Here is a 20,489-nt window from a genome sequence, read left to right as displayed (position 1 = left end):
GCTCAGCTGTTGGGCGTCACCGTCACCGTGACGGTGGAAGCGCCTGCGTCGGAGGCGATCACCAGCACCGGGGCGTTCGGGTCGGAGACGACCTCGCCGCCGGTGACCACCACCTGGTAGCCGTCCGGGTAGATGCTGGTCGGCACCGAGATGTCGGTGTGCGCGCCGGCGACGAACTGGCCCGAGCCGTCGGCCATCGCGGTGGAGTAGCTGAACGCGAAGGTGCCGTCGGTGAATGACCAGGTGCCCGGGATGCCGGACACCGCCTGCGGGTATGGCGCGGCCAGGGTGAGCATCGCGTCGGTCGCCACGTTGTCCCCGGTCGGCGGCTTCGCCATGTCACCGACCAGCACGTTGTTGTAATCCCAGAACAGCCAGCCGAATCCGTGCTTATCTGCCGCGCCGGTCGCACCGCCGATGACGCTGGGAACGGTGGTGTTGCCGAACTCGGTGAGCATCGCCGGCAGGTCGTGTGTCTTGGCGTAGGCGGCGGCCTGATCCGCGATGAAGCCCTCGTAGGTCGCGCAACCGATGTCGGTGCCCAGGACTTCGAACCACGGGCAGTAGCTGTGGAACGCGAAGATGGCGTTGGGGTCGTCCGGCGGGGTCACGTGGGTGGGCACCGGCAGGTTCCCGAACAGCGTGTTCGGCTCGAACAGGATCGGGGTGGCCGGGTCGACCGACCGGATCGCCGCCGTCACCTGGTCGTAGAACGGCGACAGCTGTTGGGTGTCGAAGAACGGGTTGCCGAACGCGGCCGACAGATAGGACCCTCCCGGCCAGGGTTCGTTCATGATCTCGTAGCCGGCGACGTTCGGGTTGCCGTTGAAGTAGCCGGCGACAGCTTGGAACATCGCGGCGTAGTGGTTCTGCAGGCCGATCCCGTCCGGTGCCGCGGAGTTGGTCCAGAACGCGTCCCACGCATGGTTGACCGCGAAGTTGAGCGGATAGTTCCACGGCCAGCCGAAGTTGATGTTGAGCGCATCGCCGGTCTGCACCGCCCACTCCGGCGCCCCGTCACCGATGCCGGTGATGGTGTCGCTGTACAGATCCTGGTGCATGTCGATGATGCTGACGATGCCGTGCTTGGCGAGCATGTCCACGGTGGCTTTGATCGACGCCAGATAGTCGTAGTCGATTACGCCGGGTTTGGGCTCCACCCCGGCCCAGATGACGCCGACCCGCACCGCGTTGACGCCGTTGGCGGCCAGGTACGCCGCGTGCTGCTCGTCGAAGTGATTGGCCTCCGGGGTGAACGGCGCACCCTTGTTGACCTCGTTGACGCCGTGCAGGATCAGCACCCGGCCGTCGGCGTCGGTGAGCCAGGTGCCGACGGTGGTGAAGGCACCGCTGCCGGTGGGCGGGCCGCCGTCCGCGGTACCGAAGGCGCCGACCGCGCCGTGGGTGCCCGCCAACCCCGGGTTGCCGCCGGCCCCGCCCAGGGCCGGCACCGGGTGCCCGGCAACGGACCGGATGCTGTCGCCGTCGCCGGCGTCACCGCCGTGCCCGCCGGCGGCGAACAGCCCGATGCCGTTGCCGCCGTCGCCGCCGTCGCCGCCGACACCGCCGTCACCGCCGGCGCCGCCGTTGCCCAGCAGCCAGCCGCCGGCGCCGCCCGCGCCGCCGTGAGCCCCGGCGCCGCCCGCGCCGCCGGCCCCCCCGTTGCCGAACAGGCCTGCCGCGCCGCCGGTGCCGCCGCCGACCTCGGCCTGGTCGCTGGCCCAGCCGGCGCCGCCATCGCCGAACAACCAGCCGGCCGCGCCGCCGTTCGGGTTGTCTGCGGTGCCGGCGGCCCCGTCACCGATCACATGGGAGCCGAACCCGTTGAGGAACTCGGCCACCTGCTGGCCGGCTGTGCTGTCCAGCCACTGCTGAAGTCCGTCGTGCACCGGGAGGTAGATCGAGTGCTGGAACCAGTCGGTGACGTCGAAGGTGGTGGCCGACGCTGTAAACGGGTCGCCCCAGTCGGCGGCGATCCCGGCCAGCAGCTGATCGAAGACGTCCTCGATGACCTCGGCGTGGGCGGTCGGGGCGTTCACCGGGGCCAGCCCGAACCCGAACGACACCCCGGCCGCCACGGCTGCGCCGGCCAGTCGGGTCCGGCCACTCATCCGAGGCGGCCGGCGATTCTCCGAGACGGTGTGTGCATGGGTCATGGCTGGACGATCCCTCGTGGCCGGATTTCAAGTATGCGTTTTATGTGAGGCACCTGACAAAATACTGTACGTGATGGGGTGAGCCGCTGTCCGGGTTTGTGGACGACCGGCCAGGGCCTCGGTGATCAGCGTTCCCGTTCAAGAACCAAGATCCCCGTCAAGGACACGCCGATCGATTCCCATTAGGCTGGCGCAATGTCGCGTCCCGCGCTCTCCGACTACCAGCACCTGGCCAGCGGCAAAGTCCGCGAACTCTACCGAATCGACGATCACCACCTACTGTTCGTCGCCACCGACCGGATCTCGGCGTTCGACTACATCCTCGACAGCCAGATCCCCGACAAGGGGCGCATCCTCACCGCGATGAGCGTCTTCTTCTTCGACCTCGTCGACGCGCCCAACCACCTGGCGGGACCGCCCGACGACCCGCGCGTCCCCGACGAGGTGCTGGGCCGGGCGCTGGTGGTGCGTGAACTGCAGATGATGCCGATCGAGTGCGTGGCGCGCGGCTACCTGACCGGCTCGGGCCTGCTGGACTACCAGCGCAGCGGATCGGTCTGCGGGATCCCGCTGCCGCCGGGGCTGGTGGAGGCGAGCAGGTTCGCCAACCCGCTGTTCACCCCCGCCACCAAGGCCGAGATCGGCGAACACGACGAGAACATCTCGTTCGCGCAGGTCATCGACGTGGTGGGGCCGGTGCGGGCCAGCCAGTTGCGTGATCGCACCGTCGCGACCTACGTGCAGGCGGCCGACCACGCGCTGAAGAAGGGCATCATCATCGCCGACACCAAGTTCGAGTTCGGCGCCGACGACCACGGCAATCTGCTGCTGGCCGACGAGGTGTTCACCCCCGACTCGTCGCGGTACTGGCCGGCCGATCATTACCAGGCCGGGGTGGTGCAGGACAGCTTCGACAAACAGTTCGTCCGCAACTGGCTCACCAGTCCCGAGTCCGGCTGGGACCGGGCCGGTGACCAGGCGCCGCCGGCGTTGCCGGACGACATCATCGCCGCCACCCGCGCCCGTTACATCGAGGCCTACGAACGGATCTCGGGCCTGTCCTTCGATGACTGGGTTGGCCCCGGGGCATGACCGAGGTTTCGCGAGCGCTGCCGGATCCCCCGTCGGCCAAGCGGGTGGACAGTACCCGCACCCACCACGGGGACGTCTTCGTCGACCCCTATGAATGGTTGCGCGACAAGTCCGATCCTGCGGTGATCGCTCATCTGGACGCCGAGAACGCCTACACCGATGCCGCTACCGCGCACCTGGAACCGTTGCGCCAGCGCATCTTCGACGAGATCAAGGCCCGCACCAAGGAGACCGACCTGTCGGTGCCCACCCGGCGCGGTGATTGGTGGTACTACGCGCGGACCTTCGAGGGTAAGCAGTACGGCGTCCAATGCCGCTGCCCGGTCAGCTCGCCGGACGACTGGGATCCACCTCGGCTCGACGAGGCGACCGAGATTCCCGGTGAGCAGGTGATGCTGGACCAGAACGCCGAGGCCGAGGGGCACGATTTCTTCGCGCTGGGCGCAGCCGGTGTCAGCCCCGATGGCAACGTCCTGGCGTACTCCGTCGACGTCGTGGGCGACGAGCGTTACACGCTGCGGTTCAAGGATCTTCGCACCGGCGAATTGTTCCCCGACGAGATCGCCGGTATCGGCGCGGGGGTGACCTGGGCGACCGACAGTCGCACCGTCTACTACACCACGGTCGACGCGGCTTGGCGTCCGGACACGGTGTGGCGCTACGGTATCGGCTCCGGTCAACCCGCCGAGCAGGTCTATCACGAGGACGACGAGCGGTTCTGGCTGGCGGTGGGCCGCACTCGCAGCGACGCCTACGTGCTGATCGCCGCCGGTTCGGCGATCACTTCCGAGGTGCGCTACGCCGACGCGGCCGACCCGCGTGCGGAATTCACCGTGGTGCTGCCCCGCCGCGAGGGCGTCGAGTACTCGGTGGAGCACGCCGTCCTCGACGGCCGCGACCGGTTTCTGATCCTGCACAACGACGGTGCGGTCAACTTCACCCTGGTGCAGGTGGCGGTGGCCGAGGCGGGCGACCCGGCCGCGCAGCAGACCCTGATCGCCGGAGCTGATGACGTCCGGCTCGACGGGGTGGACGCCTTCGCGCACCACCTCGTCGTCGGCTACCGCGCCGAGGGGCTGCCGCGCCTGCAGTTGTGGCCGATCAGCAGCGACGGCGATTATGCACCGCCGCAGGAGATCACCTTCGACACCGAGTTGACCTCCTCGGGCCTGGCGGCCAACCCGAACTGGGACTGCCCCAAACTCCGGGTGGGTGCGACGTCGTTCATCACGCCGGTTCGCATCTACGACATCGACCTCGCGACCGGCGCGCACACGCTGCTACGGGAACAGCCGGTGCTCGGCGACTACCGCCGTGAAGACTACGTGGAGTACCGCGACTGGGCCTACGGCGAGGACGGCACCCGCATCCCGGTCTCGGTGGTGCACCGGGCCGGTGTCGAACTACCGGCGCCGACCCTGCTCTACGGCTACGGCGCGTATGAGATGTGTGAGGATCCGCAGTTCTCGATCGCCCGACTGTCGCTGTTGGACCGGGGCATGGTCTTCGCCGTCGCGCACGTCCGCGGTGGCGGCGAGCTGGGCCGGCTCTGGTACGAGCACGGCAAGTTGCTGGAGAAGAAGAACAGCTTCACCGACTTCGTCGCCGTGGCACGCCACCTGGCCGGGGCCGGGGTCTGCCAGCCGGGGCGGCTGGTGGCGATGGGTGGCAGTGCGGGCGGATTATTGATGGGCGCGGTCACCAACCTGGCCCCGGAGCTCTTCGCCGGCGTGGTGGCCCAGGTTCCGTTCGTCGACCCGCTGACCACCATCTTGGACCCGTCGCTGCCGCTGACGGTCACCGAGTGGGACGAGTGGGGAAATCCGTTGGACGACAAGGACGTCTACCTCTACATGAAGTCCTATTCGCCGTATGAGAACGTCACCGCCCGGCACTACCCGCCCATTCTGGCGATCACGTCACTGCACGACACCAGGGTGTTCTACGTCGAGCCGGCCAAGTGGGTTGCGGCGCTGCGGCACAACAAGACCGACGCCGGCCAGGTGCTGCTGAAAACCGAGATGAGCGCCGGCCACGGCGGCATCTCCGGGCGGTACGAACGCTGGAAGGAAACCGCGTTCTGCTACGCCTGGCTGCTGGCGATGTCCGGCTGCGATGTTCCCCGCGAACACCGATCGTGCTGAGCTGATCGCAGCCGCCACCGGCAGCGGGTAACCTCGCGGCCATGAGCCTCGCCGATATCCCGCTGACCGCCCTCGACGGCCAGTCCACGTCGCTGGCCGACTACGCCGATCGAGCGGTGCTGGTCGTCAACGTCGCCTCCAAATGCGGGCTCACCCCCCAATACAGCGCCCTGGAGAAACTCGCCCGGGACTACGCCGACCGCGGCCTGACGGTGCTGGGCGTGCCCTGCAACCAGTTCATGGGCCAGGAGCCCGGGACCGCCGAGGAGATCCAGACCTTCTGCTCGACCACCTACGGAGTGACTTTCCCGCTGCTGGCCAAGACCGACGTCAACGGCGATGACCGTCACCCGCTGTATGCGGAGTTGACCAAGACCGCCGACGCCGATGGCGCCGCCGGCGATGTGCAATGGAATTTCGAGAAGTTTCTGCTCGCCCCGGGACCGGTGGTGGCAAATCGCTTCCGGCCCACCACGGTGCCCGATGCACCCGAGGTGGTCGCCGCCATCGAGGCGGTCCTGCCAAGCTGATGCGTACCAGCTCGGAGCGCTTCCCGAGTGTGCGGGCGTTGGCGCTGGCTTACCGGTTTCGCGAGAGCCTGTTTCTGCTGCCGCTGCTGATCGTGTTCGGCGGCATGCTGTTGGCCGTCGGCAGCCGAGTGCTCGATCGGCACGTCGGGCCGTCGCCCCGCTTCCTGATGAAGATGGACAGCGGTGTGGCCACCTGGCTGCTGTCCACCATCGCCGGCGCGACGATCACCACCGCGGGAGTGATCTTCTCGCTGACCATCGTCAGCCTGCAGCTGGCGAGTTCGCAGCTGTCGCCGCGGGTGATGCGCTGGTTCATTCGGGATCGGCTCAGCCAGGTTGTGATCGGCCTGCTGGTCGCGACATTCGTGTACTGCGTGCTGAGCCTGCCGGATCTGGACGGATCCTCGCCGCACCGCGCGCCGCCGGTGACGGTGACGGTCGCGGTTGTACTGACGATCGTCACGGTGATCACGATCATCGCCCACATCGACCACCTGGCCCATCGGCTCGAGGTCGGACAGGTGGTGCGGGAGATCGCGGCGGAGGGCTCGATGGTGATCGATGCCGTCGTGGCCGCCGCAGCCGACGAGCAACCCGCCCCGGAAACGGACATGGACGCTCCGCGGGACGCGCTGCGACTGACCTCGCCGGGCAACGGCTGGATCAGCCGGGTCGACACCCGGCGGCTGTTGGCCGCCATCCCGCCGAACACCAAGATCCGGTTGGACACCCGCGTCGGCGCCTACATCCATCTGGGCCAGCCGCTGGTCACCATCTGGCCGGCGCCGGACAACCCCGACCGGGTGCGGCAGAAGCTGACCAGGGCGATCGCCGTCAGCGACAGCCGCACCATGCAGGAAGACATCGACTTCGCGTTCCGCCAACTCGTCGACATCGGTCTGCGTGCGCTGAGTTCGGCGATCAACGACCCCACCACCGCGGTGGAGGCGACGCTGCGGGTGGGCAGCCTGCTGCGCCGCCTGCTGGTCGCGCCGTTGCCGCTGGTCGCGGTGGCCGGCCCGGAAGGCCGGACACTGCTGCGGCCCTGGGGCCTCAACGCCAACGAGTACATCGCGCACGGCTTCGATCAGCTCCGTCAGGTCGCACCGGCTCAGCCCATGGTGGCGGCGGCGATCCTGCGGGTGTTGCGGATGCTGGCCGGTCATGTCGAGGAGGCCGGCCGTCCGGAGCATCTTCCCGCGCTGCGCGAGCAGGCCGACCTGCTGCTGGACTCGCTCGCCAAGATGCCGAACCTGCATCCCCGCGATCTGGCCCGGCTGCGGGCGATCGCCGCCAACAGCACCGATCCGGCCAACCACAGCCGCCGCCGCCGGGTGCACCCGTAACGCCAGCTGACGTCTTCTCCGATGTCACCGGCCGGCCATCTGCGCCGGTCACAATGATGGCGTGACCGGCCAGCTGATCGTCTCCGTTTCGGGTATCGGTGCCCGCAGCCGCGCCGACGCCGAGGCGTTCTGCGCGCAACTGGACTCGCGCGCCGTGCCGGTGTCGCTGCTGGTCGCCCCGCGGCTGGGCGCCGACTACCGGCTCGACCGTGATCCGCGCACCGTCGACTGGCTGACGCAGCGGAGGGCGGACGGCGCCGCGATCGTGCTGCACGGTTTCGATGAGGCGGCCACCAAGAAGCGCCGCGGCGAGTTCGCCACGCTGCCCGCGCACGAGGCCAACCTGCGGTTACTGGGCGCCGACCGGGTACTGGAGCACCTCGGGTTGCGCACCCGGCTGTTCGCAGCGCCGGGCTGGACGGTATCGCCGGGAACCGTGCTGGCCTTGCCGCGCAACGGGTTCCGTCTTCTCGCCGGCCTGCACACGGTGACCGACCTGGTGCTCGATCACACCGTGCGGGCCCGGGTGGTCGGCATCGGGGCCGGTTTTCTCACGGCACCCTGGTGGTGCCGGATGGTGGTGGCGACCAGTGAACGCATCGCACGCCGCGGCGGGATGGTGCGGCTGTCGGTGGGCGCTCGACAGCTGAGCAACCCCGGCGCGGTGGCGGCCATGCTGGACGCGGTGGACACGGCGCTGGGCCATGGCTGCCGACCGGCACGCTACCGGTGGCCGGTCGCGGCCGACGTGGCCGACGTGGGCTCGGGGCTGAGCGCCTGAGTCGTTACCCTGGAACGCCATGAGCGATAGGGCGGACGCCGACGCGATCATCGTCGGGGCGGGTCTGGCCGGCCTGGTGGCGGCCTGCGAACTGGTGGAGCGCGGCCAGCGGGTGCTGATCGTCGATCAGGAGAACAGCGCGAATCTGGGCGGGCAGGCGTTCTGGTCCTTCGGCGGCCTGTTCTTCGTCGACAGTCCCGAGCAGCGGCGGCTGGGGGTGCGCGACAGCCACGAACTGGCACTGCAGGATTGGCTGGGCACCGCGAGCTTCGACCGCGCGTGCGACCACTGGCCGCGCCAATGGGCGCACGCCTACGTCGACTTCGCGGCCGGCGAGAAACGCAGCTGGCTGACCGCCCGCGGCCTGAAGCTCTTCCCGCTGGTCGGCTGGGCTGAGCGAGGCGGTTACGGCGCGATCGGCCACGGCAACTCGGTGCCCCGGTTCCACATCACCTGGGGGACCGGTCCCGCGCTGGTCGAGATCTTCGCGAGCCGGCTGCGCGGCCGCTCCAGGGTCCGCTTCGCCCACCGCCACCAGGTCGACGAACTGATCGTCGAAAGCGGCCGGGTGACCGGGGTCCGGGGCAGTGTGCTGGAACCGTCGACCGCGTCGCGCGGTGTCGCTTCGTCGCGGAACACGTTGGGGCAGTTTGAGTTCCGTGCGCCCGCGGTGCTGGTGACCAGCGGCGGTATCGGCGGCAACCTGGAGTTGGTACGCCAGAACTGGCCGGAGCGGATGGGTCGCGTCCCCGCCCAACTGCTGGCCGGGGTGCCCGCGCACGTCGACGGCCGGATGATCGGGATCACCGAGGCGGCCGGCGGACGGGTGATCAACCGGGACCGGATGTGGCACTACACCGAGGGCATCACCAACTACGACCCGATCTGGCCGGGCCACGGCATCCGGATCATCCCCGGCCCGTCGCCGCTGTGGCTGGACGCGGCCGGTGCCCGGCTGCCCGGGCCGCTGTATCCCGGCTTCGACACCCTGGGCACCTTGGAGCACATCGCCCGCTCCGGGCAGGATTACACCTGGTTCGTGCTCAACGCGAAGATCATCGAGAAGGAATTCGCGCTCTCGGGCCAGGAACAGAACCCGGACCTGACCGGGCGCAGCCTGCGGCAGTTGATCACGTCGCGGGTGCGGTCGGGCCCGCCGCCGCCGGTGCAGGCGTTCGTCGACCGCGGGATCGACTTCGTCAGCGCTGATTCGCTGCGTGATCTGGTCGCGCGCATGAACGAGCTGCCCGAGGTGGCGCCGCTGGACTACGCGACGGTGGCGGCCGAGGTCACCGCGCGCGACCGCGAGGTGGCCAACCGGTTCTCCAAGGACGGCCAGATCACCGCGATCCGCGGGGCGCGGGCCTACCTGGGCGACCGGCTGGGCCGCGTGGTTGCCCCGCACCGGCTGACCGATCCGGCTGCCGGCCCGCTGATCGCGGTCAAGCTGCACATCCTGACCCGCAAGACGTTGGGCGGCCTGGAGACCGACCTGGAGTCCCGGGTGCTCGGCGGCGACGGCAAGCCGATCGACGGGCTGTACGCGGCCGGCGAAGTGGCCGGCTTCGGTGGCGGTGGTGTGCACGGCTACCGGGCGCTGGAGGGCACCTTCCTGGGCGGGTGCATCTTCTCCGGTCGCGCCGCCGGCCGGGGAGCCGCCGGCGACATCGCCTAGACCTAGAACGCCACCGCGCTCTCGGGCGGCAATACCTGAAAGTCGGTGCGCCCCATCTCGGCGAGCCGGCCGTGGTAGATGCCGCGGGCGTCGGGCGCGATGATGCCCTGATGGATCGGCACCGCGGCCCGCGGCGCCACATCGCGCAGGTAGTCGACCGCCTCGGCGATCTTCATCCACGGCGCCGCTGCCGGGGTCGCCAGCACGTCCACCGGCTCGCCGGGCACGAACAACGCGTCGCCGGGGTGCATCAACCGGGCCGGGTGCCCGGCGTCGCCGAGCAGGTAGGAGATGTTGTCGATCATCGGCAGCTCGGGATGGATCACCGCGTGCTGCCCACCCACGCCACGCACCCGCAGCGAGCCCAGCTCGAAGGAATCCCCGACGTGCACCGGCCGCCACGGCGGTCCCAGCTGGGCGGCGGTCTGCGGGTCGGCGTAGAGCGCGGCATCCGGATTGGCGTCGATCAGCGCCGGTAGGCGCTGCGTGTCGACGTGGTCGGGGTGCTGATGGGTGACCAGGATGGCGGACAGACCGATGATGCCCTCGAACCCGTGGGAGAAGATTCCGGGGTCGAACAGCACCGTGGTGTCGACGAAATCGGCGAGCAGACAGGAATGGCCGAAGTGGGTCAGTCGCATGCCTACGATTGTGCGCTCCGGCGGCGCGGATGGGCATCGGTATTGTTGACGCGACCGATTCCTCATCGACAGTAGGGAGCGCGCGTGGCCCGGGTGGTTGTGCACGTGATGCCCAAAGCCGAGATCCTCGACCCGCAGGGGCAGGCGATCGCCGGAGCGCTTTCCCGGCTCGGACACACCGGCGTGTCGGACGTACGGCAGGGCAAGCGCTTCGAACTCGAGGTCGACGATTCGATCGACGATGCCGCGCTCGCCGAGATCGCTGAATCACTGCTGGCCAACACGGTGATCGAGGACTGGTTCATCAGCCGGGAGACGCCGTGAGCATCCGGGTCGGCATCATCACCTTTCCCGGCACCCTCGACGACGTCGACGCCGAACGCGCGGTCCGGTTAGTCGGCGCCGAACCGGTCAGCCTGTGGCACGCCGACGCCGACCTGAGAGGGGTCGACGCGGTGGTGGTGCCGGGCGGGTTCTCCTACGGTGACTACCTGCGCGCCGGCGCCATCGCCCGATTCGCCCCGGTGATGGGGGAGGTCGTCGACGCCGCCAAGCGCGGCCTGCCGGTGCTGGGGATCTGCAATGGTTTCCAGGTGCTCTGCGAGGCCGGGCTGCTGCCCGGCGCGCTGACCCGCAATGCGGGTTTGCACTTCGTCTGCCGGGATGTCTGGCTGCGAGTGGCATCCAACCAGACGGCCTGGACTTCCCGATTCGACGCCGACGCGGACCTGTTGGTGCCGCTGAAATCCGGCGAGGGTCGCTATGTGGCCTCCCCGCAGGTGCTCGACGAACTGGAGGGCGAAGGCCGGGTGGTGTTCCGCTACCTGGACAACGTCAACGGCTCGCTGCGCGACATCGCCGGGGTGAGCTCGGCCAACGGCCGGGTGGTCGGTCTGATGCCGCACCCCGAGCACGCCATCGAGGCACTGACCGGGCCCAGCGACGACGGGCTGGGGCTGTTCTACTCCGCGCTGGACGCGGTGCTGGCGGCCTGAGGACTGCTGGTCCGCCCACCGCACGGGCGCCGCGATAAAAGTGCCCGCACGCCGACGGCGTGCGGGCACTTTTGCGCCGGTGCGGGTCAGGGAGTGGTGGTCGACGGCGCACCCGGCTGCCCCTGGGCTCCGGGGTCGCCGGCCGTACCGTCGGTCTCGTCGGTGTCGTTGCCGGTCGCCGTCGCGGTGCCCCCGGCACCGCCCTGACCGCCCGGACCGCCCTCGCCGGCGGGCGCGCCGCCGTTGCCACCCGCGCCGCCGTCGCCGCCGTCACCGGCCGTCGAGGCGCCACCACTGCCGTGGGTGGTGGCGTCGCCGCCGGCGCCGCCATTGCCGCCGGCGCCACCGGGCGAGCCGGCCGCACCCTCGGCGCCGACGCCCCCGGTGCCGCCGACACCGGCGATCGCGGTGCCACCGGCGCCGTTGGCCCTGGCGTCGCCACCGGCGCCACCGTCACCGCCGGTGCCGGCGATCAGGCCCTGACCGCCGGTGCCGCCGGTACCGCCGTCACCGCCGGCGGCCACGCCGCTGGCACCGTTCGACCTGGCATCGCCGCCGGCGCCGCCGGTCCCGCCGGTGCCGCCGTGGCCGTTCTCGGCGGTGCCACCGGTGCCGCCCATGCCGCCGTCACCGGCGGTGGAATCACCGTCGAAGCCGTTGGAGGTGCCCTCCCCGCCGGCGCCGCCCACCCCGCCGGCGCCGCCTTCACCGCCATTACCGATGGGTGCCGCGGAGTTACCGCCGGTGCCGCCGGCACCGCCGTTGCCACCGGTGACGGTGCCGCCGGCACCGTTGGCAGTGGCGTCCCCGCCGGCGCCGCCCGCACCGCCGGCGCCGCCGTTGCCGAAGATCAAGGTGCCGGCATCGCTGGTGTCGCCACCGGCACCACCGGTGCCACCGTTGGAGCCCACCGCGGTGCTGCCGGCGCCGTTGCCCGTGGCGTTGTATCCGTCGCCACCGGCACCGCCGACCCCGCCGTTGCCCATCACCGAGCCGCCGGTGCCGCCGGCACCGCCGTCACCACCGTCCACCCCGGCCACGGTGGAGTCCCAGCCGTCGCCGCCGTCGCCGCCGTTGCCGAAGAACCCGGCGGCACCGCCGTCGCCGCCGTCCAGACCCTGCACGGTGGAGTCCCAGCCGTCGCCGCCGTCGCCGAACCACAACCCTCCGGCGCCACCGTCGGGATCGGTCTGGGTGCCGTCGACACCGTTGCAGATCAGGCCGCAGGCGCCGTCGAGGCTGTCCTCGCCGTTCATGGCGACGTAGGAGGCAGTGAGGGCCTGGTCGATCTGCTGGCCCAGGTCACTGGTGATCCAAGCCTCCATGGCGGTGTGCCACGGGTCGTACATCCACGACTCGACCACGCTTGCGGGGTCCAGATCGGGGTTGCCCAGCAGCAACTGGTCCCAGAACGGTGAGTCGCCGAAGACATCGTCGGCCCCGGTGGTGTCCATCGCCGAGCCTGCGATCAAGGTGGGGTCGAACAGGTCCACCAGCCAGTCGAGTCCATCGGCGTGTGCGTCGGGCGCGGTGGCCAATGGGGCCATTCCGAACGCCAAGAACGCGATCGCCGAGCTCCCCGCCCCGACCAGACGACTGCGACGACGTGCTTTCGTGCCGAGTGCATGACGATGCTTTGTGCTGCGCTCGTTGATAGTCATCTACCTACCTCCCAGGTGTGGACTGATCCGTGCTGTTCAAATGCCATACGACCGTAAGGACTTTCTTAAGCTAACGTGAATGCGAAGGCACGACAACCCAAGGCCGCGACTCTCAGGAATGCCTGGGCCACTTTGCTTTTCACGCAGGATGAGGTCCACTTATGCGGGGTTCGGTCCATGACAACGAACTTCCCCGCGCACTCAGGAGCAGGCCGGTGGCCTAACAGGTCAGCGCGACCGCGGCCTCGGAGGTGTAGCACAGGAACGTACATGTCTCCTGCAGGTACAGCTGCACGTTCTCGGCGTCGTGCGACAGGTAGCCGATCGCCACGTCGGTGCCCAACTGCAGGTCGAAGTCACCGCCGCGAGTCGTCAGCACGAACGCGCCGTCGATCGCCGGCGCCCAGATGATGTCGCCGGTGACCAGCCGGCGCAGGTGCTCCAGGATCGGGTAGCCGTGATCGGAGGTCTCGGCGACCTTGGTGTAGGCGTCGGCCGACAGCAGCACCGAGTACGGGCCGTCCACTCCGGCCAGCCGCAACGCCGTCAGGGCCTGGGTGATCACGTCCGGGATGTCGCGCGGGTCCTCCGGCAGGGTCAGCTCCGGGTTCGAGCTGGCGCTGCGGATGCCCTCCACCGAGGCGGCCGGGTACCCGCCGAAGATGATCCGGTCCTCGGCGAACGCCAGCTTCTTGGCCGCGGCCTTCACCGGGTCCCAGTCGGGGTCCTGCGAGCCCCGCTCGACATCGTCGATCTCGGCACGCGACAGCGTGAACGGAACCCGCAGCCGCACCAGTGGTTTGCTGTCGCGTAGGTGCGCGACCACCCCCTCGGCCGGGGCGTCGACACCGGTCATCCGGCCGGTGCCTACCGCGGCGGCCGTCGGACCGGCCGGCTCGCTCACATCGACGACCCGGCGTCCGGCGATGTGCCGCTTGAAGGTCCGGGCCGCCTCCTGCTCGATGTCGGCCCAAGCCGCTTCGGTGACCGGGGCCAGATCGCGATACAGGTTGTTCATTGCGAGATTCCTTTCAGGCTGCCGATATTCAGTTCTCCTGCACCGCTCGCGCCGGCGGTCTCGACGGGCACGACGGCTTCGGTGGGGGCCGGGACCGCCGCGCCCGGGAGCGGCGGCGGATCGTCGAGGAAGTCGGCGGTGGGGGTGAAGAACAGTCCGCCGGTGATCGCGGTGGAGAAATCCAGGATGCGGTCGGTGTTGCCCGGCGGGTCGCCCAGAAACATGTTGCGCAGCATCTGCTCGGTGACCTGCGGGCTGCGCGCATAGCCGATGTAATAGGTACCGGACTCGCCGGATCCCACCGTCCCGAACGGCATGTTGTGCCGCACGATGTCCAGCTCGTTGCCGTCCTCGTCGGTGATCACGTTCAGCGCGATGTGGGAGTCGGCGGGCTTCACCGCATCGTCGAACTCGATGTCGTCGGCCTTGGTGCGCCCGATCACGCGCTCCTGCTCGGTGACCGGCAGCGCCTCCCAGGCGGCCATGTCGTGCAGGTACTTCTGGATGTGCACATAGGACCCGCCGGCGAAGTCCGGATCCTCGTCGCCGACGGCAGTGGCGTCGAGCGCCTCGTCGCCGACCGGGTTCTCGGTGCCGTCGACGAAGCCGAGCAGGTCGCGATTGTCGAAGAACCGGAAGCCGTGCACCTCGTCGACCACCGTGATCGCGCCGCCGATCGCCTTGACGATGCGTCCCGCCAGCTCGAAGCAGACATCCATCGTCTCGCCCTTGATGTGGAACAGCAGATCGCCCGGGGTGGCCGGCGCGCTGTGCCGGGGACCGGTCAACTCGACGAACGGGTGCAGCTCGGCCGGGCGGGGCCCGGTGAACAACCGGTCCCAGGCGTCCGAGCCGATCGAGGTCACCAGTGCCAGCCGCTTGGTCGGGTCGCGGAAGCCGATCGCCCGCGCGAATCCCGCCAGCTCGGGCAGCGCCTCGTGCACCGACGCCTCACCACCCTCCTCGATGGTGGCGACCAGGAAAATGGCCGCACAGGTCAACGGTGTGGTGACGGGCTGAACGGACGGCACGGTATCGACCCTAACGTCCCCGCCCCGGGCCGGATGCGAAAGACTTGAGCTCATGGCGGCCACCGCAACCGGGTTATGCGAGTTCATCGACGCCTCACCCTCGCCGTTTCACACCTGCCTGACGGTCGCCGAACGGCTGCGGGCAGCCGGCTACACCGAGCTCGCCGAGACCGACCGGTGGCCCGGGGCGCCCGGGCGCTACTTCATCGTCCGGGCCGGCTCGCTGGTGGCCTGGGACGCCGCGGGCGCCACCCACCCGGCCTCCCCATTCCGGATCGTCGGCGCCCACACCGACAGTCCCAACCTGCGGGTCAAGCAGCATCCCGCCCGCGGGGTCGCCGGCTGGCAGCTGGTGGCGCTGGCGCCCTACGGCGGCGCCTGGCTGAACTCCTGGCTGGACCGCGACCTGGGCGTCAGCGGGCGGCTCTCGCTGCGAGACGGAACCCACCACCTGGTCCGCATCGACGAGCCGATCCTGCGGGTGCCGCAACTGGCCATCCATCTGGCGGACGACCGCAAGTCGGTCACGTTGGACCCCCAGCGCCACCTCAACGCGGTCTGGGGCGCCGGCGCCACCTCGCGGGACTTCCTCGGCTACGTCGCCGAATGTGCCGGCCTGCAACCGCGCGAGGTGTCGGGTTTCGACCTGATGACCCACGACCTGACGCCGTCGGGACTGACCGGGCCGGGCCGGGAGTTCCTCAGCGCGCCGCGGCTGGACAACCAGGCCAGCTGCTACGCGGGGCTGGAGGCGTTGGTCGCCGCGGCCACCACCACGCGTAGCCGCTATCTGCCGGTGGTGGTGCTCTTCGACCATGAGGAGGTCGGTTCGGCCTCGGATCACGGCGCCCAGTCGGATCTGCTGCTCACGGCCCTGGAGCGCATCACCCTGGCTGCCGGCGGCGACCGGGAGGACCTGCTGCGCCGGCTGGCCGGCTCGACGCTGGCGTCGGCGGACATGGCGCACGCCACCCACCCCAACTACCCCGACCGGCATGAGCCGGGCCATCAGATCGCGGTCAACGCCGGACCGGTGCTCAAGGTGCAACCCAACCTGCGGTACGCCACCGACGGCCGCACCGCAGCGACGTTCGCGCTGGCCTGCGAGCAGGCGGGGGTTGCGCTGCAGCGCTACGAGCATCGCGCCGACCTGCCGTGCGGATCGACCATCGGCCCGATGAGTGCGGCCCGCACCGGTATCCCCACCGTCGACGTGGGCGCGCCGCAGCTGGCCATGCATTCGGCGCGCGAGTTGATGGGGGCGCGCGACGTCGCAGCGTACGCGGCAGCGCTGACGGCGTTCCTGGCACCGGACTGAGCGAAATCGGTGACCTACACTGTGGCCGTGACGCCCGGGCCTGCCATAGATACCGTCGAACACGCCGCCGCTACCCCCGACCATCCGCAACCGTTCGCCGAGCTGGGCCTCAAAGACGACGAGTACCAGCGCATCCGCGACATTCTGGGCCGCCGGCCCACCGACGCCGAGCTGGCCATGTACTCGGTGATGTGGAGCGAGCACTGCTCCTACAAGTCCTCCAAGGTGCACCTGCGCTACTTCGGCGAGACCACCACCGATGAGATGCGCAAAGCCATGCTGGCGGGGATCGGCGAGAACGCCGGTGTGGTCGACATCGGTGACGGCTGGGCGGTCACGTTCAAGGTCGAGTCGCACAACCACCCGTCCTACGTGGAGCCGTATCAGGGCGCGGCCACCGGGGTGGGCGGCATCGTGCGCGACATCATGGCGATGGGGGCGCGTCCGGTCGCGGTGATGGACCAGCTGCGGTTCGGGGCCGCCGACGCACCCGACACCCGCCGGGTGCTCGACGGGGTGGTGCGCGGCATCGGCGGTTACGGCAATTCGCTGGGCCTGCCCAACATCGGCGGCGAGACCGTCTTCGATCCCTGCTACGCCGGCAACCCGCTGGTCAACGCGCTCTGCGTCGGGGTGCTCAAAAAAGAGGATCTGCATCTGGCGTTCGCGTCGGGCACCGGCAACAAGATCATCCTGTTCGGGGCGCGCACCGGGCTGGACGGCATCGGCGGCGTTTCGGTGCTGGCATCGGACACCTTCGGTGGCGACGAAACCGGTAGCGGCAGAAAGAAACTCCCGTCGGTTCAGGTCGGTGACCCGTTCACCGAGAAGGTGCTGATCGAGTGCTGCCTGGAGCTCTACGCCGCCGGCCTGGTGGTCGGTATCCAAGACCTCGGCGGCGCCGGGTTGGCGTGCGCCACTTCCGAGCTGGCATCGGCCGGTGACGGCGGCATGGCGGTCGAACTGGAGAAGGTTCCGCTGCGGGCGGCGAACATGACTCCCGCCGAGGTGCTCTCCAGCGAATCGCAGGAGCGGATGTGCGCCGTGGTGGCCCCGGAGAACGTCGATGCCTTCATGGCGGTCTGCGCCAAGTGGGAGGTGCTGGCCACGGTGATCGGTGAGGTCACCGAGGGCGACCGGCTGCAGATCAGCTGGCACGGGCAGACCGTCGTCGACGTCCCGCCCCGCACGGTGGCCCACGAGGGGCCGGTCTACCACCGCCCGGTGCAACGCCCCGACACCCAGGACGCGCTGAACGCCGACCGCTCCGACAAACTTCCGCGACCGGCCACCGGCGAGCAGTTGCGCGCGACTCTGCTTGCGCTGCTGGGCAGTCCACACCTGTGCAGTCGCGCCTTCATCACCGAACAGTACGACCGCTACGTGCGCGGCAACACCGTGCTGGCCGAGCACGCCGACGGCGGCATGCTGCGCATCGACGAGGCCTCCGGACGCGGAATCACCATCTCCACCGACGCCTCGGGCCGTTACACCAAGCTGGACCCCTACGCCGGGGCCCAGCTGGCGCTGGCGGAGGCGTACCGCAACGTCGCGGTCACCGGCGCCACGCCGATCGCCGTCACCAACTGCCTCAACTTCGGCTCCCCGGAAGACCCCGGCGTGATGTGGCAGTTCGCCGAGGCGGTGCGCGGCCTGGCGGACGGCTGTGCGGCACTGGGCATTCCGGTCACCGGCGGCAACGTGAGTTTCTACAACCAGACCGGCGCGACACCGATCCATCCCACCCCGGTGGTCGGAGTGCTCGGTGTCATCGACGATGTGAGCCGCCGGCTGCCGACCGCGTTCGGCGTCGAACCGGGCGAGACGTTGATGTTGCTCGGTGACACTCGCGACGAGTTCGACGGATCCATCTGGGCGCAGGTGACCGGCGACCACCTGGGTGGGCTACCGCCGAAGGTCGACTTGCAGCGTGAGAAGTTGCTCGCCGACGTGCTGTGCGCGGCATCGCGTGACGGCCTGGTCTCCGCCGCCCACGACCTGAGTGAAGGCGGGCTGATCCAGGCCGTGGTCGAATCGGCGATCGCCGGCGAGACCGGTTGTCGCATCCTCATTCCCGAGGGTCCCGAGGCTGTCGACCCGTTCGTCTTCTTGTTCTCCGAGTCGGCAGGGCGGGTCCTGGTCGCGGTGCCGCGCACCGAGGAGAGTCGGTTCCGGTCGATGTGCGAGGCGCGCGGCCTGCCGGTGACCCGCGTCGGTGTGGTGGACCAGGCCTCCCAGGAGGTCGAGGTCCAAGGCCGGTTCAGCGTGTCGCTGGCCGAACTGCGCAGCACATCGGAGGCGGTGCTGCCGGGGATCTTCGGCTAGCCGCACCGGCATGGGGACCACGGCCGCACCCCCGGGCAGACATCCACTGTTGGGGTGGGCGTGGGGGCTGTTGCGGCTGCAGTTCGTCGGCGTCGCCTTCGGCGCGCTGTTCTTCTGCCTGTCGCTGACCCCGTCGCTGCTGCCGCGCGATTGGCTGTTCCAAGGGCTGATCGGTGGCATCAACGCCGCCTTCGGGTACGGGCTGGGAGTGGTGATCGGCGCGGCGGTGCACCGGTTCGTGCTGCGCGGCGCCCGGTGGTGGCCGCCGCCGAAGCGGGTGCTGCTGGCGCTGAAGGCGGCCGTCGTGGTGGCGGCGCCGACCGCGTGCGTGCTGATGCTGATCCCGGCCGCCGGCTGGCAGCGGCAGGTGTCGGAACTGCTGGGGATCGAAGGCCCGGGCACGCTGAGCTATCTGCGCACCCTGGCCGTTGCGAGCGGCGTCGCCGCCGCCCTGGTGGCCACGGTGCGCATGCTGATCGACGCCAGCCGCCTGTTGGCGCGGGCGCTGATCCGGCGGTGGCACCTGCACAGCGAGGTCGCGCTGTTCATCGGCACCGCGATCGTGGTCGTCGTGCTGGTCAGCTTGATCAACGGGGTGCTCATCCGCGGATTCTTTGCCGGCGCCAGCGCGATGTTCCAACCCGAGAACAGCGCCACCAAACCCTGGGCGGTCCAGCCGCAGCAGCCGGAGCGGTCCGGCAGTCCGGCGTCGCTGGCGCCGTGGGAGACCCTGGGCAGCCAGGGCCGCAGCTTCGTCTCCGGCGGCGCACATGTGGAGGAGCTGAGCCGGATCAACGGTCGGCCCGCCCGCGAGCCCATCCGGGTCTATGCCGGTCTGCACAGCGCCGACGACGACCAAGCCCGGATGGCACTATTGGTCGACGAACTGGAACGCACCCGCGCCTTCGACCGCCGGTTGCTGGTCGTGATCCCGACCACCGGTACCGGCTGGGTCAATCCGGCCGCCGCGGACTCGCTGGAGTTGCTCTACAACGGAGACACCGCGATCGTCGCCGTCCAGTACTCCTACCTGCCGAGCTGGATCTCCTTCCTGGCCGACCAGCGCAAATCGATGGACTCCGGCCGGTTGCTGGTGCAGACCATCGCCGAGCGCTGGCAACGGCTGCCCGCCGATCATCGGCCCAAGCTGGTGCTCTACGGCGAAAGCCTGGGAGCGATGGCCGGTCAGGCCGCGTTCGACTGGCTGCCCGACATCGCCGAGCTGGGTTTCGACGCGGTGCTGTGGGTGGGGCCCCCGCAGGCCAGCCCGCTGTGGCATGCGCTGCTGGTGCGACGCGACCCGGGCAGCACCGCGACGCTGCCGCGCTACGACAACGGCCGCACCGTGCGGTTCTCCCAGGCCACGTATCCGTCCGAGATCGCGACGATCGCCGCGCCGCCGTGGGACGGCCCGCGGGTGCTGTTCTTGCAGCACGCCTCCGACCCGGTGGTGTGGTGGTCGACCGATCTGCTGTTCGCCCGGCCGGACTGGCTGACCGAGGCCCCCGGCCCGGACCGCACCGCGTCGATGCGCTGGTACCCGGTGGTGACGTTCTGGCAGGTCAGCGCCGACCTGGCGCACGGCGCAGCGATGCCGGCCGGGCACGGCCACAACTACTCCGACACCATCCTGGACGGCTGGATGGCGGTGCTGCCCCAACAGGGTTGGGCACCGGAAGACACCGAGCGGGTGCGGGCCGCCTTGCGCGTGGCCCGGGGCAGCGACGGCCCGGTGTCGTAGGACTGCGACGAGCCGCGCGGGCACCCGAATACCCT

General features: G+C 69.9%; 16 protein-coding genes. 11 read left to right on the top strand and 5 right to left on the bottom strand.

Going from position 1 to position 20,489, the window contains the following annotated elements; translation table 11 throughout:
* Positions 1-2 precede the first annotated feature (2 nt).
* A complete protein-coding gene (locus tag AWC24_RS23315; RefSeq protein WP_085084316.1) occupies positions 3-2,156 on the bottom strand; it encodes a cellulase family glycosylhydrolase in 2,154 nt (717 codons plus the stop codon).
* A 195-nt stretch (positions 2,157-2,351) separates the two neighbouring features.
* On the opposite strand from AWC24_RS23315, the gene AWC24_RS09640 reads away from it, so the two are divergent.
* The 6 genes from AWC24_RS09640 (at position 2,352) to AWC24_RS09615 (ending at position 9,724) form a co-directional block, all read left to right on the top strand.
* Positions 2,352-3,248 (top strand): phosphoribosylaminoimidazolesuccinocarboxamide synthase, encoded by an 897-nt coding sequence (locus AWC24_RS09640; RefSeq protein WP_085084314.1) that lies wholly within the window; start codon positions 2,352-2,354, stop codon positions 3,246-3,248.
* Positions 3,245-5,392 carry a S9 family peptidase gene (locus tag AWC24_RS09635; protein ID WP_085084312.1) on the top strand — a complete coding sequence of 716 codons (2,148 nt, stop codon included), beginning with the start codon at positions 3,245-3,247 and terminating at the stop codon, positions 5,390-5,392. The genes AWC24_RS09640 and AWC24_RS09635 overlap by 4 nt, the downstream gene beginning before the upstream one ends.
* 41 nt (positions 5,393-5,433) lie before the next feature.
* On the top strand, positions 5,434-5,922 hold the full coding sequence (locus tag AWC24_RS09630) for a glutathione peroxidase (protein ID WP_085084310.1): 489 nt from the start codon (positions 5,434-5,436) through the stop codon (positions 5,920-5,922).
* A complete protein-coding gene (locus AWC24_RS09625; RefSeq protein WP_085084308.1) occupies positions 5,922-7,268 on the top strand; it encodes a DUF2254 domain-containing protein in 1,347 nt (448 codons plus the stop codon). Before AWC24_RS09630 ends, AWC24_RS09625 begins: the two co-directional genes overlap by 1 nt.
* 61 nt (positions 7,269-7,329) lie before the next feature.
* A complete protein-coding gene (locus AWC24_RS09620) occupies positions 7,330-8,049 on the top strand; it encodes a DUF2334 domain-containing protein (RefSeq protein WP_085084306.1) in 720 nt (239 codons plus the stop codon).
* A gap of 19 nt (positions 8,050-8,068) precedes the next feature.
* The gene (locus AWC24_RS09615; RefSeq protein WP_085084304.1) at positions 8,069-9,724 is read left to right on the top strand and encodes an FAD-binding dehydrogenase; all 1,656 of its coding nucleotides are present in this window, start codon (positions 8,069-8,071) and stop codon (positions 9,722-9,724) included.
* A gap of 2 nt (positions 9,725-9,726) precedes the next feature.
* Here AWC24_RS09615 and AWC24_RS09610 read toward each other — a convergent pair whose 3' ends face one another.
* The gene (locus AWC24_RS09610) at positions 9,727-10,365 is read right to left on the bottom strand and encodes an MBL fold metallo-hydrolase (RefSeq protein ID WP_085084302.1); all 639 of its coding nucleotides are present in this window, start codon (positions 10,363-10,365) and stop codon (positions 9,727-9,729) included.
* 84 nt (positions 10,366-10,449) lie between these two features.
* On the opposite strand from AWC24_RS09610, the gene purS reads away from it, so the two are divergent.
* Complete coding sequence (gene purS, locus AWC24_RS09605; RefSeq protein WP_085084300.1) at positions 10,450-10,689, top strand: phosphoribosylformylglycinamidine synthase subunit PurS; 240 nt, start codon at positions 10,450-10,452, stop codon at positions 10,687-10,689.
* Positions 10,686-11,360 (top strand): phosphoribosylformylglycinamidine synthase subunit PurQ, encoded by a 675-nt coding sequence (gene purQ, locus AWC24_RS09600; RefSeq protein WP_085084298.1) that lies wholly within the window; start codon positions 10,686-10,688, stop codon positions 11,358-11,360. Before purS ends, purQ begins: the two co-directional genes overlap by 4 nt.
* A gap of 86 nt (positions 11,361-11,446) precedes the next feature.
* On the opposite strand, the gene AWC24_RS23310 is transcribed toward purQ, so the two are convergent.
* The 3 genes from AWC24_RS23310 to AWC24_RS09585 all read right to left on the bottom strand — a co-directional run bounded on the left by AWC24_RS23310 (position 11,447) and on the right by AWC24_RS09585 (position 15,124).
* Positions 11,447-13,021, bottom strand: coding sequence for a PGRS repeat-containing protein (locus tag AWC24_RS23310; RefSeq protein WP_163705575.1), 1,575 nt, complete (start codon positions 13,019-13,021; stop codon positions 11,447-11,449).
* Between the two features lie 220 nt (positions 13,022-13,241).
* Positions 13,242-14,039, bottom strand: coding sequence for a family 1 encapsulin nanocompartment shell protein (locus AWC24_RS09590; RefSeq protein WP_085084296.1), 798 nt, complete (start codon positions 14,037-14,039; stop codon positions 13,242-13,244).
* On the bottom strand, positions 14,036-15,124 hold the full coding sequence (locus tag AWC24_RS09585) for a Dyp-type peroxidase (RefSeq protein ID WP_174813693.1): 1,089 nt from the start codon (positions 15,122-15,124) through the stop codon (positions 14,036-14,038). The genes AWC24_RS09590 and AWC24_RS09585 overlap by 4 nt, the downstream gene beginning before the upstream one ends.
* Between AWC24_RS09585 and AWC24_RS09580 the strand changes: the two genes are divergently transcribed.
* The 3 genes from AWC24_RS09580 to AWC24_RS09570 are packed head-to-tail and all read left to right on the top strand — an operon-like array spanning position 15,123 to position 20,454.
* A complete protein-coding gene (locus AWC24_RS09580) occupies positions 15,123-16,388 on the top strand; it encodes a M18 family aminopeptidase (RefSeq protein ID WP_085084293.1) in 1,266 nt (421 codons plus the stop codon). The genes AWC24_RS09585 and AWC24_RS09580 overlap by 2 nt on opposite strands.
* Before the next feature lie 21 nt (positions 16,389-16,409).
* The gene (gene purL, locus AWC24_RS09575) at positions 16,410-18,713 is read left to right on the top strand and encodes a phosphoribosylformylglycinamidine synthase subunit PurL (protein ID WP_085084367.1); all 2,304 of its coding nucleotides are present in this window, start codon (positions 16,410-16,412) and stop codon (positions 18,711-18,713) included.
* 10 nt (positions 18,714-18,723) lie between these two features.
* A complete protein-coding gene (locus AWC24_RS09570) occupies positions 18,724-20,454 on the top strand; it encodes an alpha/beta hydrolase (RefSeq protein ID WP_085084291.1) in 1,731 nt (576 codons plus the stop codon).
* Positions 20,455-20,489: the final 35 nt, after the last annotated feature.

The sequence above is a fragment of the Mycolicibacter senuensis genome (assembly GCF_002101885.1).
GTDB classification, from domain to species: Bacteria; Actinomycetota; Actinomycetes; order Mycobacteriales; family Mycobacteriaceae; genus Mycobacterium; species Mycobacterium senuense.
Note: the sequence above shows the minus strand (reverse complement) of the source record. Positions and strands in the feature narration are given on the sequence as shown.